This is a genomic window from Micromonospora sp. LZ37 (assembly GCF_059359015.1).
Genome location: NZ_JCADBL010000002.1, coordinates 562,533 through 588,196 on the forward strand (window position 1 = coordinate 562,533; position 25,664 = coordinate 588,196).

General features: G+C 72.6%; 26 protein-coding genes and 2 tRNA genes. 17 read left to right on the forward strand and 11 right to left on the reverse strand.

What is annotated here, in order from left to right:
* Nucleotides 1-139 precede the first annotated feature (139 nt).
* Genes AC5L3Z_RS06765 through AC5L3Z_RS06785 form a run of 5 tightly spaced genes read left to right on the forward strand, consistent with a single transcriptional unit; the run spans nt 140 to nt 3,539 of the window.
* On the forward strand, nt 140-583 hold the full coding sequence (locus AC5L3Z_RS06765) for a hypothetical protein (protein ID WP_494840360.1): 444 nt from the start codon (nt 140-142) through the stop codon (nt 581-583).
* Nucleotides 580-1,110, forward strand: coding sequence for a hypothetical protein (locus AC5L3Z_RS06770; RefSeq protein WP_494840361.1), 531 nt, complete (start codon nt 580-582; stop codon nt 1,108-1,110). Before AC5L3Z_RS06765 ends, AC5L3Z_RS06770 begins: the two co-directional genes overlap by 4 nt.
* Entirely contained in the window at nt 1,107-1,646 is a 540-nt protein-coding gene (locus tag AC5L3Z_RS06775) for a hypothetical protein (RefSeq protein ID WP_494840362.1), read from the forward strand. The genes AC5L3Z_RS06770 and AC5L3Z_RS06775 overlap by 4 nt, the downstream gene beginning before the upstream one ends.
* Complete coding sequence (locus tag AC5L3Z_RS06780; protein WP_494840363.1) at nt 1,643-2,938, forward strand: MAB_1171c family putative transporter; 1,296 nt, start codon at nt 1,643-1,645, stop codon at nt 2,936-2,938. The genes AC5L3Z_RS06775 and AC5L3Z_RS06780 overlap by 4 nt, the downstream gene beginning before the upstream one ends.
* On the forward strand, nt 2,925-3,539 hold the full coding sequence (locus AC5L3Z_RS06785; protein WP_494840364.1) for a hypothetical protein: 615 nt from the start codon (nt 2,925-2,927) through the stop codon (nt 3,537-3,539). Before AC5L3Z_RS06780 ends, AC5L3Z_RS06785 begins: the two co-directional genes overlap by 14 nt.
* Before the next feature lie 29 nt (nt 3,540-3,568).
* On the opposite strand, the gene AC5L3Z_RS06790 is transcribed toward AC5L3Z_RS06785, so the two are convergent.
* The 3 genes from AC5L3Z_RS06790 to AC5L3Z_RS06800 form a co-directional block, all read right to left on the reverse strand.
* The gene (locus AC5L3Z_RS06790; protein WP_494840365.1) at nt 3,569-4,741 is read right to left on the reverse strand and encodes an alanine--tRNA ligase-related protein; all 1,173 of its coding nucleotides are present in this window, start codon (nt 4,739-4,741) and stop codon (nt 3,569-3,571) included.
* A 251-nt stretch (nt 4,742-4,992) separates the two neighbouring features.
* A complete protein-coding gene (locus tag AC5L3Z_RS06795; protein ID WP_494840366.1) occupies nt 4,993-6,141 on the reverse strand; it encodes a fatty acid desaturase family protein in 1,149 nt (382 codons plus the stop codon).
* Between the two features lie 14 nt (nt 6,142-6,155).
* Nucleotides 6,156-7,247: a ferredoxin reductase gene (locus tag AC5L3Z_RS06800; RefSeq protein WP_494840368.1), complete on the reverse strand. Its 1,092-nt coding sequence runs from the start codon at nt 7,245-7,247 to the stop codon at nt 6,156-6,158.
* 83 nt (nt 7,248-7,330) lie between these two features.
* Here AC5L3Z_RS06800 and AC5L3Z_RS06805 point away from each other — a divergent pair, with 83 nt between their 5' ends.
* Nucleotides 7,331-8,557: a PucR family transcriptional regulator gene (locus AC5L3Z_RS06805; protein WP_494840370.1), complete on the forward strand. Its 1,227-nt coding sequence runs from the start codon at nt 7,331-7,333 to the stop codon at nt 8,555-8,557.
* Nucleotides 8,558-8,640: 83 nt separating this feature from the next.
* On the opposite strand, the gene AC5L3Z_RS06810 is transcribed toward AC5L3Z_RS06805, so the two are convergent.
* From AC5L3Z_RS06810 to AC5L3Z_RS06820, 3 genes are all read right to left on the reverse strand, one after another.
* Complete coding sequence (locus tag AC5L3Z_RS06810; protein ID WP_494840372.1) at nt 8,641-10,014, reverse strand: SDR family NAD(P)-dependent oxidoreductase; 1,374 nt, start codon at nt 10,012-10,014, stop codon at nt 8,641-8,643.
* Nucleotides 10,015-10,039: 25 nt separating this feature from the next.
* Nucleotides 10,040-10,113: transfer RNA gene (locus AC5L3Z_RS06815), tRNA-OTHER, on the reverse strand.
* Between the two features lie 10 nt (nt 10,114-10,123).
* Nucleotides 10,124-10,196 (reverse strand) — tRNA-Glu (locus AC5L3Z_RS06820).
* A gap of 186 nt (nt 10,197-10,382) precedes the next feature.
* Here AC5L3Z_RS06820 and AC5L3Z_RS06825 point away from each other — a divergent pair.
* On the forward strand, nt 10,383-10,733 hold the full coding sequence (locus AC5L3Z_RS06825; protein WP_494840374.1) for a DoxX family protein: 351 nt from the start codon (nt 10,383-10,385) through the stop codon (nt 10,731-10,733).
* Between the two features lie 203 nt (nt 10,734-10,936).
* Complete coding sequence (locus AC5L3Z_RS06830; RefSeq protein WP_494840375.1) at nt 10,937-11,431, forward strand: DinB family protein; 495 nt, start codon at nt 10,937-10,939, stop codon at nt 11,429-11,431.
* Nucleotides 11,432-11,522: 91 nt separating this feature from the next.
* Here the strand turns inward: AC5L3Z_RS06830 and AC5L3Z_RS06835 are convergent, their stop codons facing one another.
* A complete protein-coding gene (locus tag AC5L3Z_RS06835; RefSeq protein ID WP_494840377.1) occupies nt 11,523-11,918 on the reverse strand; it encodes a hypothetical protein in 396 nt (131 codons plus the stop codon).
* Nucleotides 11,919-12,050: 132 nt separating this feature from the next.
* Between AC5L3Z_RS06835 and AC5L3Z_RS06840 the strand changes: the two genes are divergently transcribed.
* A complete protein-coding gene (locus AC5L3Z_RS06840) occupies nt 12,051-12,329 on the forward strand; it encodes a hypothetical protein (protein ID WP_494840378.1) in 279 nt (92 codons plus the stop codon).
* A 133-nt stretch (nt 12,330-12,462) separates the two neighbouring features.
* Here AC5L3Z_RS06840 and AC5L3Z_RS06845 read toward each other — a convergent pair whose 3' ends face one another.
* A complete protein-coding gene (locus tag AC5L3Z_RS06845) occupies nt 12,463-13,278 on the reverse strand; it encodes an alpha/beta fold hydrolase (protein WP_494840380.1) in 816 nt (271 codons plus the stop codon).
* Nucleotides 13,279-13,420: 142 nt separating this feature from the next.
* Between AC5L3Z_RS06845 and AC5L3Z_RS06850 the strand changes: the two genes are divergently transcribed.
* Complete coding sequence (locus tag AC5L3Z_RS06850; protein ID WP_494840382.1) at nt 13,421-14,044, forward strand: TetR/AcrR family transcriptional regulator; 624 nt, start codon at nt 13,421-13,423, stop codon at nt 14,042-14,044.
* Nucleotides 14,045-14,443: 399 nt separating this feature from the next.
* Here the strand turns inward: AC5L3Z_RS06850 and AC5L3Z_RS06855 are convergent, their stop codons facing one another.
* On the reverse strand, nt 14,444-15,415 hold the full coding sequence (locus AC5L3Z_RS06855; protein ID WP_494840384.1) for a helix-turn-helix domain-containing protein: 972 nt from the start codon (nt 15,413-15,415) through the stop codon (nt 14,444-14,446).
* A gap of 70 nt (nt 15,416-15,485) precedes the next feature.
* Between AC5L3Z_RS06855 and AC5L3Z_RS06860 the strand changes: the two genes are divergently transcribed.
* Nucleotides 15,486-16,820 carry an APC family permease gene (locus AC5L3Z_RS06860; RefSeq protein ID WP_494840385.1) on the forward strand — a complete coding sequence of 445 codons (1,335 nt, stop codon included), beginning with the start codon at nt 15,486-15,488 and terminating at the stop codon, nt 16,818-16,820.
* An 88-nt stretch (nt 16,821-16,908) separates the two neighbouring features.
* Here AC5L3Z_RS06860 and AC5L3Z_RS06865 read toward each other — a convergent pair whose 3' ends face one another.
* Together AC5L3Z_RS06865 and AC5L3Z_RS06870 are read right to left on the reverse strand one after the other, a co-directional pair.
* Nucleotides 16,909-17,961 (reverse strand): FAD-dependent oxidoreductase, encoded by a 1,053-nt coding sequence (locus AC5L3Z_RS06865; protein ID WP_494840386.1) that lies wholly within the window; start codon nt 17,959-17,961, stop codon nt 16,909-16,911.
* 104 nt (nt 17,962-18,065) lie between these two features.
* Entirely contained in the window at nt 18,066-18,944 is an 879-nt protein-coding gene (locus tag AC5L3Z_RS06870) for an alpha/beta fold hydrolase (protein WP_494840388.1), read from the reverse strand.
* A 106-nt stretch (nt 18,945-19,050) separates the two neighbouring features.
* On the opposite strand from AC5L3Z_RS06870, the gene AC5L3Z_RS06875 reads away from it, so the two are divergent.
* From AC5L3Z_RS06875 to AC5L3Z_RS06900, 6 genes are all read left to right on the forward strand, one after another.
* The gene (locus AC5L3Z_RS06875) at nt 19,051-21,006 is read left to right on the forward strand and encodes an AfsR/SARP family transcriptional regulator (RefSeq protein ID WP_494840389.1); all 1,956 of its coding nucleotides are present in this window, start codon (nt 19,051-19,053) and stop codon (nt 21,004-21,006) included.
* A 61-nt stretch (nt 21,007-21,067) separates the two neighbouring features.
* Complete coding sequence (locus tag AC5L3Z_RS06880) at nt 21,068-21,229, forward strand: hypothetical protein (RefSeq protein WP_494840391.1); 162 nt, start codon at nt 21,068-21,070, stop codon at nt 21,227-21,229.
* Nucleotides 21,230-21,304: 75 nt separating this feature from the next.
* Nucleotides 21,305-21,988 carry an HD domain-containing protein gene (locus AC5L3Z_RS06885; RefSeq protein WP_494840392.1) on the forward strand — a complete coding sequence of 228 codons (684 nt, stop codon included), beginning with the start codon at nt 21,305-21,307 and terminating at the stop codon, nt 21,986-21,988.
* A gap of 136 nt (nt 21,989-22,124) precedes the next feature.
* On the forward strand, nt 22,125-22,898 hold the full coding sequence (locus AC5L3Z_RS06890) for a ZIP family metal transporter (protein ID WP_494840393.1): 774 nt from the start codon (nt 22,125-22,127) through the stop codon (nt 22,896-22,898).
* Between the two features lie 203 nt (nt 22,899-23,101).
* Nucleotides 23,102-24,214, forward strand: a complete 1,113-nt coding sequence (locus AC5L3Z_RS06895; RefSeq protein WP_494840395.1) for a hypothetical protein — start codon at nt 23,102-23,104, stop codon at nt 24,212-24,214.
* 233 nt (nt 24,215-24,447) lie between these two features.
* Entirely contained in the window at nt 24,448-25,620 is a 1,173-nt protein-coding gene (locus AC5L3Z_RS06900; protein ID WP_494840397.1) for an alkaline phosphatase PhoX, read from the forward strand.
* Nucleotides 25,621-25,664: the final 44 nt, after the last annotated feature.

Consider the following 25,664-nt stretch of genomic DNA (forward strand, 5'->3'; position numbering starts at 1 on the left):
TTCGGCGATGCCACATGTGGACTGGAGTGTCCACTCCCAATGCCAGGGCTCGTAATGCTATACATACTCGCGGTAGCGGGGTCAACAAGCGGTCGCACCGCGGGGCGCCGGTCACGATCAGCCATCCGCGGAGGAGTCCATGGCTCAGGCGAGCGTTCCGGGCGACGACTCCTTCGCCGCCCGTCTCGACCAGTTGTTCCGCACCGTCACCGACGGGCGGGGACGGCCCTACAGCGTCCGCCACGTCGCCCAGGAGTTGACCCGGCGCGGCTGCCGCATCTCACACACCCACCTGAGCAACCTGCGCCAGGGGCGGGCGCCGGACCCGAGACAGTCCGTGGTGGACGCCATCGCCGCGTTCTTCGGCCAGCCGTCCAGCTTCTTCGCCTCCGGCCAGGACGACGCCGAGGGTGGGCGGGACCTGGCGCACGCCCTGGCCAATCCGCACATCAAGCAGGTGGCGATGCGGCTGGCCGACGCCCGGCTCTCCCCCGAGGGGCACGCCGCCGTGGTGGCGATGATCGAGCAGGTGGAGCGCCTCGAGGCCGCCGCCCGGGCCCGCCGCCGGGCGGAGCACCGGTGAGCGTCGTCGCCGACCGGCCGGTCACCGGCGCCTGCGCGCGGCTGCGCCGCTGGTGGCTGCCGCCGGATCCGGCGGGCCGGGCCGACGCGCACGACCACCTGCTGGACGGGATCGCCCTGCCGCGCCCGTTCGACCTGCGCCGGTTCGTGGCGGAGCTGGCCCGCTCGCGCGGACGCCGGCTGGTGGTCACCGTCGCGCCGACCCGACTGCCGGAGCCACGCGCGATCTGGTGCCGCGGCGCGGACGCCGACCACATCGTGGTGGGCCGCACCCGGTCCGGGGCGCACCGCGACCACCTCGTCCTGCACGGCGTCGGCCACATGCTGCTGGGCCACCAGGGGCTGCCCACGGTGGCCGGCCCGCTCGCCGGCTTCCTCGGCCCCGGGACGCTCGACCGGCTGCGCGGCCAGCTCACCCGGCTGACCTACACGGTCGAGCAGGAACGCCAGGCCGAGCTCTTCGCCACCCGCGTCCAGTCGCTCGCCGCGCGCAGGCTGCCGGCCTCCCGTGCGGCGTCGGCCCAATGATCGGCCGACGACGACCGGCCGGCGGCGACGATCAGCTGCGGCAGCTGCGCCGGCAGTCCGAGCAGGCCCTGGACGCGCTGGGCCTGCCGGAGACCTTCACCTTCGCCCAACTGCACGAGCGGGTCGAGCGTCGCCGGGGCCGGCCGGTGCACCTGATCCCGCGGGACCTGCCGGCCCTGGCCCCGCACGGGCTCTGGGTAGCCGGTGAGTTCGCCGACTACATTTTCTACGCCGCCAACGCCAGCCCGGTGCGGCAGCGCCTCATCATCGGCCACGAGTACGGGCACGCCCTCTTCGACGACGCCTCCGCGCCGTCGGAGTTGGAACAGGTGGCCACCGCGCTGACCGGCGGCCCCACCTCGGACGGGCTGGCCCGCAGCTCGTACGCGCTGCCGCAGGAGCGGCGGGCGGAGCTGTTCGGCACCCTCGCCGTGCAGCGGGCGGAGGGCTGGTCGGAGATCCCGGTCAGCGACACCGGCGACCCCGCGATCGCCGCCCGTCTCGCCGCCACCCTCGAACGACGCCGCCACCGATGATCAGCATCGTCCGCAACCTGATGATCGGCGTGACGCTGATCTGCTGGCTGATGAGCCTCTACAAGCTGCGCGACCTGGCCCGGGCACCGCACTACCGGCCGCTGCGCGCGCTGTGCCTGGCGCTGGTCGGCGTCACCGTGTCGCTGACCATCCAGCCGTTCATGCCGGCTCTGGACCGGGCGCTCGGGGTGCTGGACCTGGGTCGGGCGCTCGCCAACTGCCTGACCCTGGTCTCCGCCACCGCCGCGCAGGCGTTCCTGCTGCACATGACCGGAAACGACGAGCGCGTCCGGCGGCAGGTCCGCCGGCGGACGGTCGCGCTGGCGGTGTGCGTCGCCGCCATCGCGGTGCTCTTCGCGCTGACCCCGGCCGGGGCCGACCTGGACGACCCGCGGGTGGTCAGCGGCCGCTACTACGGCGAACCGTTCGACGCCCCGTTCCTCTTCGTCTATCTCGGCCATCTCGGCTGGTCGGTGACGCAGGTGGCAGTGCTGGCCGGCCGTTACGCCCGGGAGGCCGGCCGGCCGCTGCTCCGGGCCGGCCTGCGGCTGATCGTGGCCGGCGCCGCCTGTGGCCTGCTCTACGTGGTGGCGAAGCTGGCCGCGATCGCCGCCGGCGCGCTCTGGCCCGACGCCGGGCTGATCTCCGACGCGGTGGTGGTGTTCACCTTCACCGTCTCCATCCTGCTGATCCTGATCGGCTCGACGCTGCCCTCGTGGGGGCCGCTGCTGCGGCTGGACCGGGTCTGGGATCGGGCCCGGGCGGTCGCCGACCACCATCGGCTGCGCCCGTTGCAGGTCGCCGTGCACCGGGTGCTCCCGGAGGTCGCCCTGCTGCCCGAGCCACGCGGCCTCGCCGGGCTGGTGGCGGTGCTGCGCGATCCGTACCTGCGCCGGGTCCGGGCCACCGTGGAGATCCTCGACGGGTACGCCACCCTGCGTCCCTGGATGTCGGCCGCGGTCCTCACCGCGGCGCGCGACGCCGGCCGGCGGGCCGGGTTGACCGGTGACCGACTGGCCGCCACGGTGGAGGCGACGGTGCTGGCCGCCGCGCTGGACGCGCGCGCCGCCGGGGCGCCCCCGACGGGGGACCACGACGAACTGCCCGACCTGCCCGCCGGCCCCGCGGACGGTTCCGGTGAGGCCGCCGGGCAGGTCGCCTGGCTCATCGCGGTGGCCCGCGCCCACCGGCGGGTCACCCGGCACCGGGCGGGCGCGCCGGCGGCCGAGGGGATCGCGGGGCGGGACGTGACGGAAGAGCGGAACGTGGAGGAACAGCATGGTTTCCGGTGATACCGAGGTGGTCGCGCCGGCGACCCCGAGCGTGGCGCGGACGGTGACCGAGGTGTTCGCGCCGGCGGTGTGGGCGGCGGTGATGCCGCTGGTCGTCGCGGTGCACGCCAGCGCGCCGCGCTGGGCGGCCGGCCTCGGCTGGGGGCTGCTGGCGCTGCTGTTCAGCGCCGCCGTGCCGTACGGGATCATCTGGTGGGGGGTGCGGCGTGGGCGGCTCACCGACCACCACATCGGGGTACGCGAACAGCGCCGTGGCCCGCTGATCGGTGGGCTGCTGTCGGTGCTGGCGGGTCTCGCCGCGCTGGTGCTGCTCGGGGCGCCCCGGCCACTGGTGGCGATGGTGGTGGTGATGTTCGCGGTGCTGCTCGTGGTCACCGCCGTCAACCAGATCTGGAAGCTGAGCGCGCACGCCGCCGTCTCGGCCGGGGCCACCGCCGTGCTGGTGGTCCTCTTCGGCCCGGCCCTGCTGCCGGCCTCCGGACTGGTGGCGCTGATCGGCTGGTCCCGGGTACGGCTGGGCGACCACAGCACCGGTCAGGTGCTCGCCGGGGCCGTCGCCGGGGTGCTGGTGGCGGTGCCCACGTACCTGCTGCTCGGCTAGCCGGGTCGGCCGGTCCGGTCGGCCCCCGCTCACCCCCGCTCCGCCAGCGGGCCGTCGACGAGGTCGCGGGGCAGCCCGTGGGTGTCGTGCAGCCAGCGGTAGTCCTCCCCGGTCAGCGGCCCCCGGGACCGGAGCCGCTCCACCACCGGGCGGCCCCGGCGGAGCAGGCCACGGAACCGGTGCTCCTCGTCCGCGATCGTGCGGCGCACCACGTCGACGTCGCTGTGCTGCCGGAACCGGCGCACCGTGTCCGCGTACGGCTCGTCGGGTAGCGCGGAGAGGCCGCGCGTGGGGTCGTCGCGCCAGAGTTCGGTGAGCGCCCGGCGGACCAGCCGGCGCAGCACGTAGCCGCGCCCGGTGTTCGACGGTCGTACCCCGTCGCCGAGGACGACCACCGCGGACCGGAGGTGGTCGCAGACCCGGCGCAGCGGCGTCTCGTCCAGCGGCCAGAGCCCGCCCACGCCCTCCACCCAGGACGCCAGGCCCTCGCCTTCGAAGACGGACCGGCCGCCGCGCAGCACCATCTCCAGCCGTTCCAGGCCCATCCCGGTGTCGATGCCGGGCTGCGGCAGCGGGGTGAGCCGGCCGTCGTCGTGGCGGTGGTAGCGCATCCGCACGTGGTTCCAGACCTCCAGCCACCGGTCGTCGGTGCCGGGCGTGCCGGTGGGTGGCCCCTCCCCCGTCCAGACGAAGATCTCCGAGTCCGGTCCGCAGGGCCCGGTCGGCCCGTTGGACCACCAGTTCTCCTCGCGGTTCAGCTCGACCGGCACCCCGAGCGCGGTCCAGGTCCGCCACGCGGTCTCGTCCGGTCCGACCTGGTCGTCGCCGCCGAAGACCGTCGCGTGCAGCCGGCCGGGGTCGACGCCGAAGCCGTCGCGGAGCAGCTCGTATCCCCAGTTCAGGCTCTCCGCGATGGCGTAGTCGCCCAGCGACCACGACCCCAGCATGTCGAAGACGGTCAGGTGGGTGCGGTCGCCGACCTCGTCCAGGTCGGTGGTGCGCAGGCAGCGTTGCACGTTGACCAGCCGCCGCCCGGACGGGTGGGGCCGGCCCGCCAGGTAGGGGGTCAGCGGGTGCATCCCGGAGGTGGTGAAGAGCACCGGGTCGTCGGGCGGCCGGACCAGCGTGCTCTCCGGCGCGTACCGGTGGTCGCGGCGGCGGTAGTGCTCGACGAAGGTGCGGACGATCTGGTCGGGTTCCATGGCGGTGGCCTTCCGGGTCGGTGCGACCGGAGACGGTCCGCCGCGCGGGAGACGCGTGCCGTGAAACGACGAAGCCGGCGGACCGTTTCCGGTCGCCGGCGGGGTGTGGGGTCGATCAGGCGGCGGCGGCCGGCGAGCGGGAAGCTCGCGCGGCGGCAACGGTGCTGCGCCTGGTCTGCATGCCCCGACCGTAGCGCGCGACGACGCCGCCGCCCACCGCATTTCGCGTGGGGCGGCGGCGCCGTCGTCGGTCAGGCCGCGGAGGGAGCGAGGGTACGGGTGGGAAGCTCGTCGGCCGGCGTGGGCCGGGCGGACTTCCGGTTGGGCAGCGAGAGCCGGATGACCTTCCACCAGGCGGAGGCGACCTGCTTGGGCAGCGGGCCGGTGGTGTACTTCAGCCCGTACCGGTCGAACAGCGCCCGCACCTGCGGGGCGATCTCCTGGTAGCGCTTGCTGGGCAGGTCGGGGAAGAGGTGGTGCTCGATCTGGAACGACAGGTTGCCGGTCATGATGTGCATCAGTCGGCTGCCGCTGATGTTGGCCGAGCCGAGCATCTGCCGCAGGTACCACTCGCCGCGGGTCTCGCCCTCGATGGACTTCTTCTCGAAGGTCTCCACCCCGTTCGGGAAGTGCCCACACATGATCACCGAGTGGCTCCACAGGTTGCGGATCAGGTTCGCGGTGAAGGTGGCGGCGAGGGTGCTGAGGAAGGAGGGGCCGGAGAGCAGCGGGTGCACGACGTAGTCCTTGAGCACCTGTCGGCGGATCTTGCGACCGACGGCCCGGGCCCGGGCCCGGAACTCGGGGCTCCTGTGCCGGCCTTTCTGCAGGTTGCGGCCCAGCTCCAGGTCGTACGCGGCGATGCCGTACTCGAAGAAGCATGCGTTGATGAGGTTCCACAGCGGCTGGCCGAGGTGCATCGGGTGCCACTTCTGGTCCTCGTCGACGCGCATGATGCCGTACCCGAGGTCGTTGTCCTTGCCGATCACGTTGGTGTACGTGTGGTGCAGCTGGTTGTGCGAGTGCTTCCACTGGTCGGCCGGGGAGACGTGGTCCCACTCCCAGGTGGTGGAGTGGATCTTCGGGTCGCGCATGAAGTCGTACTGGCCGTGCAGGATGTTGTGGCCGATCTCCATGTTCTCGAGGATCTTGGCGATCGACAGGCCGGCGGTGCCGACCAGCCAGGCCGGCGGGAAGAGCGAGAAGAGCAGCACCGCGCGGCTGCTCAGCTCCAGCGTCCGCTGGGTCTTGATGACCTTGCGGATGTACCGGGCGTCGGACTCGCCGCGCTCGGCGATCACCCGGTCGCGGATGGCGTCGAGCTCCTTGCCGAGGCTCTCGATGTCCTCGGCGCTGAGGTGGGCGATCGGGTTGTCGGACTTCTTCTGGATCACGGTCACGTCCGGCCTCCTGTCTACAGATCGATGTCGCAGGTACCGGCCGCCGCCGACACGCAGGTCTGGATGAGTACGCCGTCGCCCGGGACGGCGGTGGTGGTCTCCCCGGTGCGCAGGTCGCGGACGGCGCCCTGGCGCAGCGGCAGCACGCAGCCGTAGCAGATGCCCATCCGGCAGCCCGACGGCATCAGCGCGCCGGCCGCCTCCCCGGCATCCAGGATGGGGGTCGCGCCGTCAACCCGCACGCTGAGACCGGACCGGGTGAAGGTGACGGTGCCGCCCTCCCCCGGTGAGATCACGGTGGGCCGGAACCGTTCGGTGTGCAGCCGGTCCGCGGCGTCCGCCGCCGCCCAGTGCTCCTCGACGGCGTCCAGCATGCCGATCGGCCCGCAGGCCCAGGTCTGCCGCTCCAGGTGGTCGGGGACCAGCGCGGCGAGCTGGTCGACACCGAGCATGCCCTCGGTGTCGGTGTGCCGCTCCACCAGCCGGAGCGCGCCCCGCCGGGCGAGTTCCCGCAGCTCGGCGCCGAAGACCACGTCGTCCGGGGTGGGTGCGGAGTGCACCACAACGACGTCCGCGCCGGCGCACGCACCGGCGCGCAGCATCCCCATGACCGGGGTGATGCCGCTGCCGGCGGTGAGGAACAGGACGCGGGCCGGCGCCGGGTCGGGCAGGACGAAGTCGCCCTGCGCCTGGTCGAGCTGGACGATGGTGCCGGGCCGTACCCGGCGGACCAGGTGGTTGCTGACCTTGCCGTCCGGGATCGCCTTCACGGTGACCGAGATCCGGCCGTCGGCGCGACCCGGTGCCGAGGTGACCGAGTACGCCCGCCACTGCCGGACCCCGTCGACGTCGACGCCGAGGCGGACGTACTGGCCCGGGGTGTGGCCGCGCCAGCCGCGGCCGGGCTGGATGGTGAGGGTCGCCGCGTCCCGGGTCTCGGCGTCCACGGCGATGATCCGCCCGCGCAGGGCGGCACCGGCGCGCAGCGGCGCGACCAGGTCGAGATAGTCCTCGGGCAGCAGCGGGGTGGTGACCGTCTCGGCGAGCCGGAGCAGCCGGTCCCGGACGGAGACCTTCGCCGGAGGGCGAGGGACAGTGGTGGTCATACCACCAGGGTGCTCGCCCCTTCGCATAACATCTTGACCGGCGAAGGTGAATTCCACACTGTTTTTTGTGCGGGGAGAACAGCATGATCGAGCCAATCGGGGGTACGAACCACCGCGCCGCCCAGCTGAGACTCGACGAACGGGTGGCCGAGCAGCTGCGCGCGCGGCTGCCCCAGGTCGCCGAGCGGACCGTCACCGCGATCACCGGCGAGGTGCCCGACTACTCCGGCACCCTGACCGGGCAGATGCGCGACAAGATCGAGAACGCGGTCCGGATCGCCCTCGGCACCTTCCTCCAGCTCCTGGAGCGGGCCGAGACCGCCGACCCGAGCACCCCGCTGAGCCGGGCACTGGAGGCCGCGTACGCCCTCGGCAGCGGCGAGGCCCGGTCCGGGCGCAGCATGGACGCGCTGCTGGCCGCGTACCGGGTGGGAGCGCGGGTGTCCTGGCGGGAGGTCTCCGCCACCACCGTGCAGAACGGGCTCTCCGCGGAGACCGTCGCCGAGTTCGCCGAGCTGATGTTCGCCTACATCGACGAACTCTCCGCGGCCAGCGTGGCCGGGCACTCCGACGAGCTGGCCAGCGCCGGCCGGGTCCGCCGGCGCGACCTGGAACGGCTCGTGCAGCAACTGCTCGCCGGGGAGCCGGAGGAGGTGCTGCGCCGCAGTGCCGAACGGGCGGAGTGGCCCCCACCGCGCACCCTGACCGTGGCGGTGCTGCCCCGCAGCAACCTGCGCGGCGTACTGGCCATGCTCAGCCGGCACACCCTGGAGAGCGGCGAGGACCTGCCCGGGGTGGAGCTGGCCGAGGACGCGGCGGTGCTGCTCGTCCCCGACGCGCACGACCGTCGCCGCCGGCAGCTCACCGGCGCCCTGCACGGGCACCGCGCGGTTCTCGGGCCGGCCCGGCCGTGGCCCCAGGTCGCCCAGTCGTACCAGCGGGTGCTGCGCACGCTGGCGCTCGGCCTGCACCTGCCGGAGGACGGGGCGCCGCTGGACACCGAGGAGCACCTGGCCCGACTGGTGCTCAGCACCGACCCGGAGGCCCTGGCGGACCTGCGCGCCCAGGTCCTGCAACCGCTGTCGACGCTGCCGGCGGCCACCGCCGCGCGGCTCGCCGAGACGCTGCGCTCCTGGCTGCTGCACCAGGGGCGGCGCGACGAGGTGGCCGCGGAGCTGTTCGTGCACCCGCAGACCGTGCGCTACCGGATGGGACGGCTGCGCGAGCTGTACGGCGAGCGGCTCAACGACCCGGCCACGGTGCTGGACCTGACCATGGCGCTGGCCTTCCTGCCGGAGCAGCCGGAGTGAGCCACCGCCGGGTCGGCTCGGTGGGGCGGCGCGCCGCAGGGCGCTCTGCCGACAGGCCGGTAACCGCGCCGCCGATGGCGTGCCTACCACGGCACGGTGGCGTAGTTCTTGAGCAGCACGCCGTGCAGCGGCGCACCGCCTTCGCCGCGGATGATCGGGTGGTATATCCGCGCCGCCGCGTCGATCACGTCCAGTGGCGGCCGCCAGCCGCTGGCGGCCCGATGTGCCTTGATCGCGGTCGGGTTCTCGTCCGTGATCCAGCCGGTGTCGACGCCGCACATGTACACGCGGTGCCGGGCGAGGTCGGCTGCGCCGACTCGCGTCAGCATGTTCAGCGCCGCCTTGCTGACCGAGGTGTGCGGGTGCCGGTCGGGTCCGTCGCCGCCTCCGCCGAACCAGCCCTCCCGGCCGGTCACGTTCACCACGTACCGGTTGCCGGGGCCGGGTGCGGTCAGCGCCGGGCGGAGCCGGTCGACGAGCAGGAACGGCGCCACCACGTTGACGAGCTGCACCTCCAGCAGTTCGACCGGGTCGACCTCGCCGATGCGGGCGGTCCAGGAGTTCACGGTGCCGGGGACGACCAACGCGCCGGTGGCGTCGACGATGGACGTCAACTCCCCCCACCCAGGTGCGTCGGCGACGGCGGCGAGGCGCGCGCTCCACTCGGGCGGCGCGGCACTGGGCCGGTACCCGGTCACCGATTCGACGGCCGTCCCCTCGCGGGCGGCCAGCAGCTCCGCCGCCACCAGTGGCTGGTAGGCCCACATCGGCCGCCGCACCGTCTGGGCCGCGTTGTTGACCAGGATGTCCAGCCGGCGTCCGTCCTCGGCCAGCCGGTCCGCCAGGTCCAGCACCTGGCGCGGGTCCCGTAGGTCCGCGCCGATGACCCGCAGCGACGGCAGCCACGCGGCCGCGTCCGGCTCCTGCGCGTACCGGCGGGCGGCGTCGGCCGGAAACCGGGTCACCACCGTGACGGCGGCGCCGTCCCGCAGCAACTTCAAGGCCACCTGATAGCCGATCTTCACTCGGCCGCCGGTGACCACCGCTCGCCGGCCGGTCAGGTCGGTGCGGGCGTCCCGGTGGTGCCGATGCAGCTCGGCGCAGGCGGGGCAGAGCGCGTGGTAGAAGCCGTCGACCGTACGGAACCGGCTGCGGCAGGCGTAACACCGGCGCTCCCGCCGGGTCCGGCCGGCACCATCCACATCGGTCGGCCCACCGGCCGGCGGCGGGACCGGCACCCCTTCGGCGCGGTCCACAGCGGCGGTGGCCGCACCGGCGACGACCGCCCGGTCGGCGGCGGCGGTCTGCCGACGACGGTTGGCGCGCCGCTGTCGCTGGGCATCCTTGAGCAGCCCGTCCACTGCGCGCTGCACTCGTTGGCGAACCGGGTCGTCGACGGGCAGCGCGCGGATCTCGCCGAGGACTCGCAGCGCCGCCTCGACCTCGTCGCCGTTCATCGTCCCCTCACCCTTCGCCACCGGACGTGGACGGGCCGGATTCGAACCGGCGTCCTCCGCATTGCAGTGCGGCGCGTCGACCTCTGCGCTACCGACCACCCGGCAGGATGGGACCCGACCGGACTCGAACCGGCATCCTCCGCCCTGAGAAGGCGGCGCGACTACCTCTGCGCTACGGGTCCCATCGCGTGGCATCCTAGCGAGCCTGATCAACACACTGCCACCACATTGGTGCGACCCCATCCGCCCGGACCGACGTTCCCGGGGGGTCGGTCCACCGGGTGTCGAGGGTGGTCGCGATACCCGTCGAGCAGCAGTCACAACCCGCAGCGCTGGCTCGTCCTTGCAGCAACCAGGAAGGAGAGCCCATGTTCGCCGCTTACGTCACCGTCACCATCCTCGCGTCGGTCTTCACCGGCATCGCCGCCGTCACCTACCTGATCGGCCACGACTATCCCAAGGCCCAGGCGGACATGAAGCGCGTGCCGCGATCGTGGTTACCGGTACTGGGCATGTTGCTGGCCGCGGGTTCCTCGGGGCTGCTGGCCGGTTTCGCCGTACCACTGCTGGGCACCCTCGCCGCCGCCGGCCTCGTGCTGTACTTCCTCGGCGCGCTCGTCGCGCACCTGCGCGTCGGTTCCCGCCAGCTCGTGGGATGGGCCGTGTTCTTCTCCACTGCGGTGGCCGCACTGACCGTGAACCTGACCTACCACTGGTGATTGGTGCGGAGGCCAGGGCACGAACATCGGTGCGCCGAGGGTGGCGCGGCTTTCGCCCGCGCTGACCTGCCGGTGGCCGTGCGTTGACGGCTCAGCGGTGAGGCCAGCACATCCGACCATGACGTTGAGCGGACGTCTGGTCGGGACCGCTCGGACGACGTCCGCACCTGCCTCCTCGATCACCAGACACGTAGGGTCGGGACATGCTCGAGTCGCAACGGGAAGCGGTGCCGCGCAACGACGCTGGCGAGCTCGACACCGCCCTCGCCTTCCTGTCCTTCGCTCGATCATGTGTGCTGAAGAAGGTCGCGGGCATGAGCGAGGAACAGCTGCGGCGCCGCCTGGTCGTCTCCGACACCACACTGCTGGGCCTGGTCCAGCACCTGGCCGACGCCGAGCGGTACTGGTTCGGCTACACGTTCGCCGGCGACCCGCGCTACGCCGACGTCGATTTCGCCATGGCGGTCGAGCCGGACCGCCCCTCGAATCAGATCATCGCCGACTATCAGGCTGCGATCGCCGAGAGCGACGCTCGCATCACCGCAGCCGCTGGCCCGGAAGTCCTCACCGCGCAGCCGGTCGGTGACGCGCCTCGTACGCTTCGCTGGGTGCTCGCCCACATGACGAGCGAGACCGTCCGGCATGCCGGTCACGCCGACATCCTGCGGGAGCTCCTCGACGGCGCCACCGGCCGGTGAGGTCGCGACCCGGGCCGATGACGGTCGACGTTGGTCGCTGGTACGAGTGGGGCCACCTGTCACGGGTCTTCGGTGCGCGGCTGTCCGGCGCCTACTCTGGCGGCCGCACGTAGGGAGCCAGACGTTCTCCGGCAGCGAGGGTGTCACGCCAGTAGCGGTAGACCAGGCCGGGTACCACCTCAACCGACCCTGCTGCGACGAGACAGCCAAGGAGATCACCTCCGGCCGGTGCGTCGACGTCGAAGGCGACGATCACTGGCGGGTCTTCACCGACGTGCCGACGCACCAGTGCGCGCTCGTCGAGGGTGGGTTCCCGGAACCGAGGATCCTGGAACTGGGTCGCGCAGGCCAGGTATGCGACGTCCGTGAAGACCACCTCGAGATCGTGGTGGTAGGTCAGGTCGTGTCCCGCTGCCAACCGCAGCTGGGAGCCCTCGAAGTGCAGCACGTCCCAGTCCCACCACGATCCCTCAGGCAGTTCGATCACGCCGCCGATCCTCCCACCGGTGGCCAGTTGAGGGATCAACCCGGCGCGGCAGACCGGTGTCTGGCTCTCGTCCGAGCAGCGCCCATGAGAATGAACCGGTACGGGACGGTCGGACGGCAGGGAGGAGTTGGCATGTCCATCGAGCCGACACCGGGCGTGGTGCCGGAGCACTTGCGGACCCGCTATACGGGTGATCCGGTCATGCTGACCGTCGACGGGCAGCAGTTCCGCGTCCGGGTCCGCGCCGAGGACCCCGGTACCTACGACTTCGACTGGCTCAGCGGACCGCACGACTACGGCTTCGGCCTCAGCAGGTCGGGCGACCACGCGATGAGCCTGCCGGAGATGGAGGAAGCCATCCGCGACTTCCTCGCTCAGATCGATCCCGCCACCGGATACCTCGCGGAGTAGCTGTCGAACTCCGCCCAGGCGAGGTCGCCAACAGCGGGGCCGTCGGCCGCCGCCGAAGCAGCGGGGCCAGGCCCGCCTGCCGGCCCGCCACATCGCGGGCCGGCAGGGGCCAGGGGTGTTTCTCCGGTGGCGCTCAGTTGGCGGTGGCGGCCTCGACGATCAGGTCGGCGACGGCGCCCGGGTGCGAGACCGCGACCGAGTGCGACGCCGCCTCGACCGTGACGGTGCGGCGGGAGCCGGCCCGATCGGCCATGAACTTCTGGGCAGCGATCGGGATGTTCTTGTCGGCACCGGCGAGCACGAACCACGAGGGGATCGACTTCCAGGCCGGGGCGCCGGAGCCCTCGCCGAGGGCGGCGTCGCGGATGGGACGCTGGGTGGCGGCGGAGAGGGCAGCCGCCGCGGCCGGAACGTCGGCGGCGAACTGGTCGCGGAACGCGTCCTGCCGGATGTAGAGGTCGTGGGTGCCGTCACCGAGCGGAACCGGGGGCGCCAGGGCGTCACCGAGGGTGCTGCCCGGGAACTGGCCGGACAGGCCGAGGGCGGTCTCGCCGGCCTCGGGGGCGAAGGCCGCCACGTACACCAGGTCCTTGACGTCAGGGTTGCCCGCGGCCGCGTTGGTGATCACCGCGCCGCCGTAGGAGTGTCCGACGAGCACGATCGGGCCGGAAACGGTGGCCAGCAGGCGCTTCAGGTAGTCGGCGTCGGAGCTCAGGCCGCGCAGCGGGTTCGCCGGCGCGATGACCGGGTAGCCGCGCTTCTGCAGCCGCGACACCACCCCGTTCCAGCTGGACGAGTCGGCGAAGGCGCCGTGCACGAGCACCACGGTCGGCTTGGGGCCGTGGTGGCGGTCGTCGGCGGCGGCGCTCGCCGTGCCGCTGCCGCCGAGGTTGGCCACGATTCCGACGGCGGCGAGGGCGGACAGGCTCAGCAGGTTCCGGATGCGCATGACGACTCCTCGAAGGTAGAACGATCGGTCTTTCTGCTCGAAAGACTAGTCGTTCTACCGGGGTGCGCAAGGCGGGGTGGATCACGTCACGTGGGTGTCGCGTACGGTGGCAGAACGAACAGTCTGTCCTTATGCTGAGGGGATGTCTTCCACCTCGGAGCTCGCCCCGCGGGACCGGTTGCTGCGTACGGCCTCGCGCCTGTTCTATGCCGAAGGCCTGCACACGGTGGGCGTGGACCGCCTGGTCACCGAGGCCGGCGTCACGCGGGCGACCTTCTACCGCCACTTCCCGGCGAAGGAGGAACTGATCGTCGCCTACCTGCGAGGCCGTAGCCAGGAGATCCGCAACGCCGTCGCGCAGATCCCCGCGCACCGGCGCGGACGCGAGGCGCTGCTGCTCATCATGCGGTCCGTCGCCGAAGACGTGCGCCGAGCCGACTTCCGTGGCTGCGCGTTCCTCAATGCCGCGGCGGAATATCCCGACCCGGCCCACCCGGTGCGCAGGGCCGTCGAGGAACACCACACCTGGTTCTTCCAGACCCTCCGCGACCAGGCGGCAGCGGCCGGGCACACCGACCCCGACCACACCGCGCGGCTGCTGGTGCTCCTGCGCGACGGCGCCCTTCAAGGCGGCGCACTCAGCAGCCCGGACCGCGTGTGCGACACGCTTCTCAGAGCGGTCGACGACCTGCTCGCCGCGGCTGAACCGACCGGGCGTGGGACCGCTGCCGGACCTGACGTTCACAGCGGGACGCAGGGCGGCTGACCGTTTCCGGCTGCGTCCGGGGAGCACGCTCCAACGCCGGTCGCAGGTCACACCCCGACGTCGAGGCCACCGAAGTCGATGACCGCGGTGAGCCGCGCGTCTGAGACCAGCAGGTCGCCCGGCAGCAGGCCGCCGGGCATTCAGACCTCCGGCCAGCGACTACCGGGCGGTCGTGTCGACCAGCGATATCAGCGCGTGGATCTCGGCTCGGGCTGTGTCGATCACCGTCGCGGCAGGCCGGTGCCGGTCGCCGGTGTAGCGCTGTGCGATCGCGGTGAGCGCGGGGATGGGCGTGGTGGTGCGGTGGATGCCGTCGATGGTCTCGAGCGGGCCGACGCCATTGGCCAGCAGCCACAGGTAGTCGCCGAGGTTACTGGCTATCAGGTGCAGCTCGCCCTTTCAGGACGGCGTGCGCGGGCGGCCCCGGAACACGTGCCGGTAGGTCTGCGGGCTCACCGCGACCGCGCGCTGGAAGTGCGTCCGCAACGCGGCTGAGGAGCCGAACCCGACGAGCCGGGCCACCCGCTCGATCGGCTCATCCGTGGTCTCCAACAGCTCCTGAGCCGCCCGGACCCGCTGCTGCAAGATCCATCGCAGCGGACTCACCCCCGTCACCTCGGTGAACCGACGGGCGAACGTACGCGGACTCATGTTCGCCCGCCGAGCCAGGTCGGAGACCACCGGCTGCTCGTCCAGGTGCTGCCGGATCCAGTCGAGCACCGCCCCCAGCTGGTCGCCCCGCACCGTGCGTGCCGGCGGCTCCACGTACTGCGCGGTCGCGCCGTCACGGTGCGGCGGTACCACCATCCGCCGGGCCACCGCCGTAGCGACGCCGGCGCCGTGGTCCAGCGCCACCAGATGCAGGCACATGTCGACCGCGGCACCGGTGCCGGCCGAGGTGATGATGTCCCCCTCGTCGACGAAGAGCACCCCACCGTCCACCTCGACCCGCGGCCAGCGGTGCGCGAAATCGACGACGTTCATCCAATGCGTCGTGGCGCGCCGGCCGTCCAACAGTCCCGCCGCCGCCAACAGGTACGCACCCGTGCAGATCGACACGATGCGCGCTCCCCGCCGGTGTGCCCGACGCAGGCTCTCCAGCAGGGCGGGAGGCGGATCCAACTGCACACCACGCGCGCAGGCCGGCACGATCACCGTGTCGGCCTGCTCCAGCACGGCCAGGTCCCACGGCGCCTCGATCCGCATGCCGGCCGCCGACCGCAGATGACCCGGCTGGGCGGCGCACAACCGCAGCTCGTACCACGGGTCCACCAGATCGGAGCGGTCGATCCCGAAGACCTCGCACGGCACGGCGAGCTCGAAGATCGGGATGTTGTCAGTGACCGCGACGGCGACTACGTGTGGGCACATGGCAGAAACGTAGCGTGTTCTGGCAATCCTGCGGCTGTTGCCACCGCCGCCCGCGGGACAGCCTGACGTGGTGGTGGAAACAGCGGCAGAGCCCGCCCCGACGCGGGACGGCGAACAGCGGCACGGCGTCTCGTTCCTGCAGGGGACCGCGCTCTACGTCGGCGCGGTGCTCGGCACGGGGGCGATCGCGTTGCCTGCGCTGGCAGCTCGTGCCGCCGGTCCGGCCTCACTGCTCGCATGGCTCGGTCTGGTGCTCGTGTCGATCCCGCTGGCGGCCACCTTCGCCGCCCTCGGGTCGCGTTATCCCGACTCCGGCGGGGTCTCCACGTACGTCCGGCGGGCGTTCGGCCACCGCCTGGCGGCCCTCGTGGGATGGTGCTTCTACCTGACGGTCCCGCCCGCCATGGCAGCCGCCGCGCTGTTCGCCGGCGCGTACTTGGAAAGCGCCAGCGGTGGCGGCGTGCCGACCGTGATCAGCACCGCCTTCGTACTGATTGCCGCGGTGACCGCGGCCAACGTCTTCGGCCTGCGGGTCTCCGGACTACTCGCGCTGGTCCTCGCCGGGGTGCTCGCGCTCCTGCTGCTGCTCGCCGCCGCCGCCTCGTTGCCCCACGCCCAACTCGACAACCTCCATCCCTTCGCTCCGTACGGCTGGGCGGCGGTCGGGACGGCCGCAGCGCTGCTGGTGTGGAGCTTCTCGGGCTGGGAGGCGATGACCCACCTCTCCGCAGACTTCCGCCAACCGAAACGGGACATCCCTCGCACCACCGCGGCAGCGTTGGTGATCGTCAGCGTGCTCTACCTCGCCGTCGCCGCAGCCAGCGTCCTGGTGCTCGGCGCGGCGGCCGGCGAATCCGACGCACCGCTGGGTGATCTCCTGTCAATCGGCATCGGCGGTCCGAGCCGCGTCATCGCCGCCGCGGTGGCGGTGATGCTCACGCTGGGTGTGATGAACACCTACCAGGCCGGGGCCGCGAAGCTCGGAGCCGCCCTCGGCCGCGACGCGGCCCTTCCCAGATGGCTGGCGCCGGGGAGCGAGTCGGGTGAGGTCCCGGTCCGCAGCGTGCTGGTCGTCGCCGCGCTCGCCGGTACGGCACTGGCCCTGGTCACCCTGGTCGGCGCGGCGGACCCGGGGCCACTGGTCCTGCTCACCACGGGCGCCTTCACGACTGTCTACGCGCTGGGCGCCGCGTCGGCCCTGCGGCTGCTACCCGCCCGCAGCCCGGGTTGGTGGTGCGCGCTCGTGTCGCTGGCCGCCGCCGGCACACTGCTCATCACCACCGGACGATATCTCCTCTGGCCCATCTTCCTCGCCGGTGCCTGCCTGCTCTATTTCCGCACGGCGAGCCCCCGCCGGGTACCCGACCGGCAGCAGGTCGAGGAGGCCGGCCGACCGCATCCATGATGCGGGCACCGATCCGACAAACGCCTCTCGTGTCGGCCCAGGCGCTCGGCGCGGGTGCCCCGACGCAGCGCTCGCCGTCGCCACGCGGTCAGGCCGGGGCGGACGCTGCCAGCAGAGCGCGCAGATCGCGGACGGCTGCCCGACCGGCGCGGTTCGCGCCGACCGTGCTCGCGGACGGTCCGTAGCCGACCAGGTGGATCCGGGGGTCGGCGACCACCCGGGTGCCGTCCACGACGACGCCGCCGCGAGGCCCCCGCAGCCGCAGCGGGGCCAGGTGGTCGAGCGCCGGTCGGAAGCCGGTGCACCAGAGGATGACGTCCACGTCCTGTGCCGCGCCGTCGCGCCACCGCACGCCGTCGGCAACGATCCGGTCGAACATCGGTCGGCGTAGGAGGAGACCACGTTCCCGGGCTGCGAGCAGCTGCGGTGTCCACGACAGCTCGGTCGCGCTGGCGATGCTTCCCGGTGGCAGGCCGGCCCGTACCCGTGCCTCCACCTTGGCGACCACCTCGCGTCCGTAGTCCGGCGTGAAGGGCCCGTCCCGGAACACCGGCGGCCGGCGGGTGACCCAGGTCGTCGTCGCCGCGACGTCGGCGATCTCGACCAGGAGCTGCACGGCCGACGTTCCGCCCCCCACGACAACCACCCGCTTCCCCGCAAATTCCGCCGGCCCCCGGTAATGAGCGGTGTGCAGCTGCCGCCCTTGGAACGTTTCCTGTCCGGGGTAGTACGGCACGAACGGCCTGGTCCACGTTCCCGTGGCGTTGATCAGCGCCCGGGCGGTCCAGGTGCCGCCGCCGGACTCGACCAGGAGACGTCCGTCGCGAGCGTTGCGGACGGCCGTGACGGCGACGGGCCGTCGCACGTCGATGCCGAATTCCTTCTCGAAGGCGGCGAAGTAGGCCGGTACGGCCTCGGCGGCCGGCACGTTCGGTGACGGAGGGGTGAAATGCAGGCCGGGCAGGTCGAAGATCCCATGCACGGTCGCCATGCGCAGGGTCGGCCACCGGTGCTGCCAGGCCCCGCCGGGCGCCGGGTCGGCGTCCAGGACGGCGAAGTCAAGACCTGAGGAGCGCAGGTGGTACGCGCTGGAGAGCCCCGCCTGCCCGGCCCCGATAACCACCACATCCGTCTCCGCCACGTGCCGGACAACGTCTCAGGCTCACCCATGCCTTCCCACGGGCGATGGATCTCACTCACACCGTCGCTTCGTCCGGCACTCCAGCACTCCGGCAGCAGGTGCGGTCAGCGGGTCAGCAGCGAGCGCAGCACCTCGCTGATCTCGGCGGGCGCCTCCTCCGCCATGAAATGCCCCGCTGAGGTGGTGCGGTGCTCCAGGTTCGGAGCCCAGGCGCGCCACAGCGCCGCGGCGTCGAAGCCGAGCGCCGCTCCCCAGTCCTGCTGGACGACGGTGACCGGCATCGCCAGCTGCCGCCCGGCGGCCCGGTCCGCTCGGTCCTGCGCGACGTCGACGCCGGCCGAGGCGCGGTAGTCGGCGACGATGGAGTCGACCGCCTCGCGCGACGCCTTGAGGTACTCGGCGCGGACGTCAGCGGGAATGGCCATCGGGTCTCGGGTCCAGATGTCGAGGAAATAGCCGAAGAAGGCATCTGCGCTGGCGCTGATCATCTGCTCGGGCAGGCCGGGCGGTTGGGCCATCAGGTAGAGGTGGAAGGCGACAGCGGCGGACGATCCGTGCAGAACGTCCCACATGTCGAGGGTGGGCAGGACGTCGAGCGACGCGAGGTGAGTGATCGTGTCGGGATGGTCGAGGCCCGCACGGATGGCGACGAGGGCACCCCGGTCGTGTCCGGCGAGCGCGAAGCGCTCGTGGCCGAGGGTACGGGCGAGGGTGACGACGTCGGCGGCCATGGTTCGCTTGGCGTACGTGTCGACGGCGCGCGCGACAGGTTTGTCGCTGGCTCCGTAGCCGCGCAGGTCCGGGCAGATCACGGTGTGGTCGGCGGCGAGATCGGCAGCCACGTGCCGCCACATGAGGTGGGTCTGGGGGAAGCCGTGCAGCAGCACGATCGGGCTGCCGGAGCCTCCCACGACCACATTCAGGGTCACGTCCTCGGCCACGTCGACGCGCCCGTAGTCGAATCCGGGAATGGTAGGTGTCATCGGTCGTTCCTTTCTCGGCTTGGTGGGGCAGGTCCAGCGTGCCGGTGGCGGATGAGCAGCCGATGAGCGCGCTACGTTGACCTGGGTGCGGGAGGAAGGTTGATCGGTGCAGGTCAGGTTCGGCGTGCTCGGTCCCGTGGTCGCCTGGGACGACGCCGGCGCACCGATCGACATCAAGGGCCCGCGGCACCGCGCGGTGCTCGCCCGGCTGATCGTCGCCAAGGGTCGGGTCGTGCCGGTCGGCCGGCTTGTCGACGACCTGTGGGAGGAGCCGCCGCCGGGCGCGGTGAGCGCGGTACGTACCTTCGTGGCAGCCCTGCGGCGCCGGTTGGAGCCGCAGCGCCGGCCGCGGGAGCCGGCCCTTCTGCTGGTGACCGAGGGGCCGGGCTACGTACTGCGGGCGGCGCCGGACGCGGTCGACGCGTGGCGGTTCGAGGACGTCGTCTCCGCTGCCACCAGTGCGCTCCCCCAGCCGGCACTCGACCGCCTCGAACCGGCCCTGAGCTGGTGGCGGGGGCCCGCGTACGCCGACTTCGAGGACGAGCCGTGGGCGCGCGCCGAGCGCTCCCGGCTCGAACAGCTCCGGCTGAACGCGGTCGAGCGGCGCGCTGAGACGCTGCTGGCGCTCGGGCGGGCCGCCGATGTCGTGCCGGAGCTCGACGCCCACGTCGCGGCGCACCCGTGGCGGGAGGACGCGTGGCGACTGCTGGCGCTGGCCCTCTACCACGCCCGGCGCCAGGGGGACGCTCTCGCGGTGCTGCGCCGCGCCCGCAGGCTGCTCCAGGAGCAGCTCGGCGTCGACCCCGGTCCGCGTCTGCGACGTCTGGAGACCGACATTCTCCGTCAGGCCGACTGGGTGGGCCTGCCGGGCCCGGCGCAGGTGTGGGCGGAGACCGCCGCGGCGTACGAGCGCGCCGTGGTGCCCGGTTCCCGCGCCCGACTCGAGTCGAGCGTCGGCCTGCTCCGCAGCCTCGCGGTGACCGGCCCGGGCGGGCTGGTGGCGGCGCGCGACCAGCGCGTCGCGGCCATCGCCGCGGCCGAGCACCTGGGCGATCCCGACCTCACCGCCCGGGTGATCGGCGGCTACGACGTACCCGCGATCTGGACCCGCTCGGACGACCCGGCGCAGGCGGCCCGGGTCGTGGCGGCGGCCGAGCAGGCCCTGGCCGACCTGGATCCCGGCTCGGCCGAGGCGACCCGGGCTCGGCTGCTGACCACCATCGCTGTGGAGTCACGCGGTACCTGGTCGGCGCGCGGATCCCAGGCGGCGTACGAGGCGGAGGGTATCGCCCGGCGCCTGGCCGACCCGACGCTGCTGGCGTTCGCCCTCAACGGAACCTTCATGCAGACCTTCCACCGCGCGGGACTCGCCGCCGAGCGGGACGCGATCGGCGCCGAACTCGTCGCGCTGTGCACCCGGCACGGCCTGGCCACGTTCGAGATCCTTGGGCATCTGATCCGACTGCAGTCCCGCAGCGCGCTCGCCGACTTCGCCGCTGCCGACGAGCACGCCGCCGCCGCGGACCGGCTCGCCGCACGGCACGAGAGCCCTCTCGTTGGTGTGTTCACCCACTGGTACCGCGCTATGCGGCTCGCCGCGACCGGCGCGCCGCCACCGGTCGCGGAGGCCGCGTACCGAGAGGCGGCGACTCGGCTCACCGGCACCGGCATGCCCGGCGTCGAGCGTGGCCTCCTGCCGCTGGCCCTGCTGTGCCTGCGGGTGTGGCACGGGCTTCCGGTGCGCGTCGACCAGGACACCGACTGGGGACCCTACGCACCTTGGGCGCACCCGCTGGTTCTGCTCGCGATGGACCGCGGGCAGGACGCCGCCGCAGCGTTGCGCCGGACCCCGAGCCCCCCACGCGACCTGCTGTTCGAAGCATCATGGTGTCTCACCGGCCACGCGGCCATCGCGCTCAACGACCGGCCGATGATGAGACGCACCCGGACCGCGCTCACGCCGGCGGTCGGCGAGCTGGCCGGAGCCGGCAGTGGCATGCTCACCGTCGGCCCCGTCGTGCTTCACCTCGACCGGCTCGCCGCCGCCCTGCCGGAGACGTGACGAGTCGCGGGCGGGCCGCCCCGGTCTGCTCGTCGCCGGCTCCACCAGCCACGTCGCGTACGTGGCAAGCGTGGTCGGCATCCATGCCGGCGCCCGATCCGGCATCGCCTCGGCCGTCACCGGCCTGCCCTGCGCGATCGACCAGGCCATGCTCGTCGGGTTCGGCCTGCAGTTCGGCGCCTGCGCCGCCCCGCGGTACGGCCTAATCTCGTCATGGTCGTGACCACCACGCTGCTGGCCCTGAGCATCGCCCTGCGGTACCTGGCCCGCTGATCCCGCACTCCCGAGAGGCAGACCGATGACGGCGGACACCAGTGGTCCCCTGATCGCCGACCGAGTTGAGCAGCCCACCGGCATCCCCGAGCGGCTCGCCGCGCAGATGCGCTTCATCGTGGAGGTCGACCAGCTCAAGACCGTTCTGCGGCGCAGCCCGCTGCTCGCCGCCGACCGGCGCGAGAACGACGCCGAGCACTCCTGGCACCTGGCCCTGATGGTGCTGCTGCTCGCCGAGTACGCCGACGAGCCGATCGACGTCGCCCGGACCCTCGCGCTCGTCCTGGTGCACGACCTCGTGGAGATCTACGCCGGGGACAGCCCGATCTACGACCCGGCCGCCTGCGCCGACCAGGCCGAGCGCGAGCAGCGCGCCGCGGACCGGCTGTTCGACCTGCTTCCCGCCGACCAGGCCGCGGAGTTCCGGGCGCTGTGGGAGGAGTTCGAGCAGCGGGCCACGCCGGAGGCGCGCTTCGCCAAGGCGATGGACCGGCTCCAGCCGCTCCTGCTGAACTTCAACAGCCGCGGTGGGACGTGGCATACGCCGGGGGTCACCGACGCCGTGGTGCGCGACCGCAAGTCGGTCATCGGCGACGCCTCCACGGAGCTGTGGCGGTACGGCCAGGCCCTCATCGACCTCGGCGCCGCGCGGGGCTGGGTGACAGCCGCCGCAGCCGACGGGTCACCGGCCGGCGAGGCGGCCACGTGAGCGGCGCCACGACGCGACGACGCCCGCGGCCGCACCCACGCTGACGGGCCCACCCCTGAAGGGCGATGCATCGACGGCAGCCACTTGATTGATCGGGAATGGTTGATGTGGCCGGCTGGTGGGGTATCGCGGTGGCATGGAAGCGTTCGTGTTCGGGGTGGTGGCCTCCAGCGCCCTGGTGCTGGGCGCGGTGGCCGGTGTCCGGTTCCGCCTGCCGAAGCGACTGCTGGCTGCGCTGCTCGCGTTCGCCTCGGGCGCACTCATCACCGCGCTGGCGTTCGAGTTGTTCGAGGACGCCTATGAGCACGGGGGGATCTGGCGTGCGGTGCTGGGTCTGGTCGCGGGTGCGGTGGTGTTCACCGTGCTCAGCGCCCGCCTGGACCGGGCGGCGAGGGGACACCGTGCGCAGCCGCACGGCAGCGAGAAACTCGACCCGGACGCGGCGGCCAGCGACCGTACGCCGTCGACGGCGTCGATGACCGGTGCTGCCGGGCTCGCGCTGTTGGCGGCGGTCACCCTCGACGGCGTACCGGAGAACGTCGCTCTCGGGGTCTCGCTCGGTGAGGGCACCGGGGGGTTGGCGCTGCTCGCGGCCATCTTCGTGTCGAACTTCCCCGAGGCGCTGGTCGGCAGCGCGTCGATGCGGGCGCAGGGACGCTCCCGCCGCTTCGTGCTGGGGACCTGGACCGCCTGTGCGGCGCTTCTCGTCCTGGCGGTGGTCCTCGGTGCGGGTCCGCTGGCGAACACCGCACCGGAGACGATCTCCCTTCCGCTGGCCTTCGCCGCCGGAGCGGTGCTGGCGTCGCTGGCGGACACCCTGATGCCCGAGGCCTACGAGAAGGGCGGACCGGCTGTCGCCCTGAGCACCACGGCCGGGTTCGTGCTCTCCTTCGCCCTCGCCACGCTCTGAAGTCGACGGCGACGGCCTGGTCGGGTCGCGGCTGCCGATCAGGACGGTGGTGCCACCCGCTGTGTGGGCGGATAGCCTGCTGCCGACCCGACAAAGAGGAGACCGGGATGTCCCAGCCGGCCCGACCAACCGCGCATCCCGTCCAGCCAGCGACGGACCGGCGTCCGCGGGTCGCGTGGTGGGTTCTGTGGGCGGTGATGTGGGTGGTAGCCGTCGATCTGCTCGTCGGCGGATCGTGGGACGCCGAATATCACCGCACCCAGCCGTTCGACGGCTTCTTCTCGCCGCCACACCTGTTCATCTACACCCTTGCCGCAGTCGCGATGGCCCTGGTCGCGGTGCTCGACGTGCGGCCGCGTCTGCGCGACTGCTTCGGTCCGGACGTCACGCTGCCCTGGCCCGTGCCGGTATTCGGTCAGCGCCATCCGGGTTCGTTGATCCTGCTCACCGGCGGCATGGCCGGCATCGCCCTGGCCGGTCCGGCCGACGCGGCCTGGCACACGTCCTTCGGCCTCGACGAGACCAACTGGTCCTTCCCGCACGCGATGCTGGGTTGCTCGCTGGCCCTGATCAGCGTCGGGTTCTGGTCCTGTCGGCACGCCCTCACCGAGGTACGGCCGATGTGGAGTGCGACCCGGTACCTGCTCGGCTATCTGACCGTGCTCGCGTGCGCGGTGGTGATGGGGCCGTTGCAGAACTATCCGACCCGGGAGTTCGCCGTCGCGGCTGGCAGCTTCGGCGCGTTGGCATCGGACCCGGACCATCAACACCTGGTTCGCATCGTCACGCAGGCGAACCTGACGCACACCAGTCCCGCGTACGTCCTCGTGGCAGCGGCCTGGGCGGGCCTGGCGCTGGGTTTCCTGCGGGCGGTGGACCCCCGGGCCCGCTACTGGCTGGTGGTGGCCGCTCTGGTCGGTCTGAGCCTGAGCGGCACGGCCGGCGCGGAGGCGCAGCGGTACGGGCTGGCCGCCGACCCCCGGGTCACGGCGGGCCTGCCGTTGCTGACCGCCGCGCTGGTGCTGGCGGTGCCGCGACCCCGCACGGTCTGGATCCGGTACCTGGTCGCCGGCGCCGCCTTCGGACTGCACGCGTTCCTCGTCTGGGGAACAGCGATCACGCCGATCGGGTACGCCCTGGCGGCCTGCTGCGCGCCGGTGCTCGTGCTCACCGGAGCGGCCGCCGGCGCCTGGCTGTACGGGGTGCTCATCCGACCGGCCCGCCGGGCGTCGCTGTGGTTGACCGCGATCGTCGTCCTCCTGGTGCCGGCGGTGACCGGCACGGTGGATCTGGTGCTGCGCACCATGATCTCCTGACCGGTTTCCCGATCAGGCGAGGCAGAAGCGCGACGAGGCGCCCAGCCAGGCCACCCACCGGCAATCAGGGACCAGCGCGGTGTGAAACGTCCGCACCCGGACCTCTTGGCAGACCGACGAGACTTTCCATAGGATCTGATCGATTGGATGCCGGCTGGATCGGCTCGTGAGTGCCGGAAGTCCGGCCCTGTTCAGCCCGTTCGGCCGGTCGGCACCCACGAGAGGTGACCAGGATGGACCGCAGGTGGCTTCTTCGCACCGGAGTGGTGGCGACCGGGTCGATCGCCTTCGGGGGCTCGCTGTGGAGCTCCGCGCTGGCCGCCCCGGCGGTGCCCGGGCCCAGCCCGTACGGCCCGCTACGCGCCGCGGACGGCAACGGGTTGCGCCTGCCCGAGGGGTTCCGCAGCCGGATCGTCGCGCGCTCCGGCGCGAAGGTGCCCGGCACGTCCTTCACCTGGCACCACAACCCGGACGGCGGTGCCACCTTCGCGACGTCCACGGAGAACGGGTGGATCTACGTCTCCAACGCCGAGATCGAGGCGCCCCGGGGCGGGGCCTCGGCCATCCGGTTCGCCGGGGACGGTCGCATCCTCGGCGCGTACGCCATCCTGACCGGCACCGACCGCAACTGCGCGGGCGGGCCGACGGTGGTGGGCCGCCGGGACACGTCGGCCCGATGGCTCTCGGGCGAGGAGGTCTCCCGCGGGCAGATCTGGGAGTGCGACCCGCGCGGGCAACAGCCCCCCGTGGCGCGCCCGGCGATGGGCAAGTTCACGCACGAGGCCGCCGCGGTCGACCCGGTACGCCAGGTCGTCTACCTGACCGAGGACCGCACCGACGGATGCTTCTACCGGTTCCGGCCCACGCGGTTCCCGGACCTGTCCACCGGCGTGCTCGAGGTCCTGTGCTCCGCCACCACCACCGGCCCGGTGACCTGGCGTCCGGTGCCCGACCCGTCGGCCTCCGGCACGTCGACGCGCTACCAGGTCGCCGCCGCGCAGCACTTCAACGGCGGCGAGGGCTGCTGGTACGAGGACGACGTCTGCTACTTCACCACCAAGGGCGACAACCGGGTGTGGGCGTACCGGGCGGCCACCAGCGAACTCGGCCTGCTCTACGACGACGACCTGACGGTCTCCGGCACCCCGCTGCGCGGCGTCGACAACATCACCATGTCGCACTCGAAGGACCTGTACGTCGCCGAGGACGGCGACAACATGGAGGTCTGCGTGATCACGCCAGAGGGCGTCGTCGCCACCTTCCTGCGGCTCGATGGGCACGCCGGATCGGAGTTGACCGGGGTGGCCTTCAACCCGGCCGGCGACCGGCTGTACTTCTCCTCGCAGCGGGGCATCGGCGGCGCCGGCGGCGTCACCTTCGAGGTGCACGGCCCGTTCCGCCGCTGACCCACGCCGCACCCGCCGCGACCTGCCCGAGCGCCCGCGCGAGG

What these genes read in the sequence shown, in the direction of transcription:
- AC5L3Z_RS06765 (WP_494840360.1), top strand. Translation starts at nt 140, where the DNA reads ATGGCTCAGGCGAGCGTTCCGGGCGACGACTCCTTCGCCGCCCGTCTC.
- AC5L3Z_RS06775 (WP_494840362.1), top strand. Translation starts at nt 1,107, where the DNA reads ATGATCGGCCGACGACGACCGGCCGGCGGCGACGATCAGCTGCGGCAG.
- AC5L3Z_RS06780 (WP_494840363.1), top strand. Translation starts at nt 1,643, where the DNA reads ATGATCAGCATCGTCCGCAACCTGATGATCGGCGTGACGCTGATCTGC.
- AC5L3Z_RS06785 (WP_494840364.1), top strand. Translation starts at nt 2,925, where the DNA reads ATGGTTTCCGGTGATACCGAGGTGGTCGCGCCGGCGACCCCGAGCGTG.
- AC5L3Z_RS06790 (WP_494840365.1), bottom strand. Translation starts at nt 4,741, where the DNA reads ATGGAACCCGACCAGATCGTCCGCACCTTCGTCGAGCACTACCGCCGC.
- AC5L3Z_RS06800 (WP_494840368.1), bottom strand. Translation starts at nt 7,247, where the DNA reads ATGACCACCACTGTCCCTCGCCCTCCGGCGAAGGTCTCCGTCCGGGAC.
- AC5L3Z_RS06805 (WP_494840370.1), top strand. Translation starts at nt 7,331, where the DNA reads ATGATCGAGCCAATCGGGGGTACGAACCACCGCGCCGCCCAGCTGAGA.
- AC5L3Z_RS06810 (WP_494840372.1), bottom strand. Translation starts at nt 10,014, where the DNA reads ATGAACGGCGACGAGGTCGAGGCGGCGCTGCGAGTCCTCGGCGAGATC.
- AC5L3Z_RS06825 (WP_494840374.1), top strand. Translation starts at nt 10,383, where the DNA reads ATGTTCGCCGCTTACGTCACCGTCACCATCCTCGCGTCGGTCTTCACC.
- AC5L3Z_RS06830 (WP_494840375.1), top strand. Translation starts at nt 10,937, where the DNA reads ATGCTCGAGTCGCAACGGGAAGCGGTGCCGCGCAACGACGCTGGCGAG.
- AC5L3Z_RS06840 (WP_494840378.1), top strand. Translation starts at nt 12,051, where the DNA reads ATGTCCATCGAGCCGACACCGGGCGTGGTGCCGGAGCACTTGCGGACC.
- AC5L3Z_RS06845 (WP_494840380.1), bottom strand. Translation starts at nt 13,278, where the DNA reads ATGCGCATCCGGAACCTGCTGAGCCTGTCCGCCCTCGCCGCCGTCGGA.
- AC5L3Z_RS06850 (WP_494840382.1), top strand. Translation starts at nt 13,421, where the DNA reads ATGTCTTCCACCTCGGAGCTCGCCCCGCGGGACCGGTTGCTGCGTACG.
- AC5L3Z_RS06855 (WP_494840384.1), bottom strand. Translation starts at nt 15,415, where the DNA reads ATGTGCCCACACGTAGTCGCCGTCGCGGTCACTGACAACATCCCGATC.
- AC5L3Z_RS06870 (WP_494840388.1), bottom strand. Translation starts at nt 18,944, where the DNA reads ATGACACCTACCATTCCCGGATTCGACTACGGGCGCGTCGACGTGGCC.
- AC5L3Z_RS06885 (WP_494840392.1), top strand. Translation starts at nt 21,305, where the DNA reads ATGACGGCGGACACCAGTGGTCCCCTGATCGCCGACCGAGTTGAGCAG.
- AC5L3Z_RS06890 (WP_494840393.1), top strand. Translation starts at nt 22,125, where the DNA reads ATGGAAGCGTTCGTGTTCGGGGTGGTGGCCTCCAGCGCCCTGGTGCTG.
- AC5L3Z_RS06900 (WP_494840397.1), top strand. Translation starts at nt 24,448, where the DNA reads ATGGACCGCAGGTGGCTTCTTCGCACCGGAGTGGTGGCGACCGGGTCG.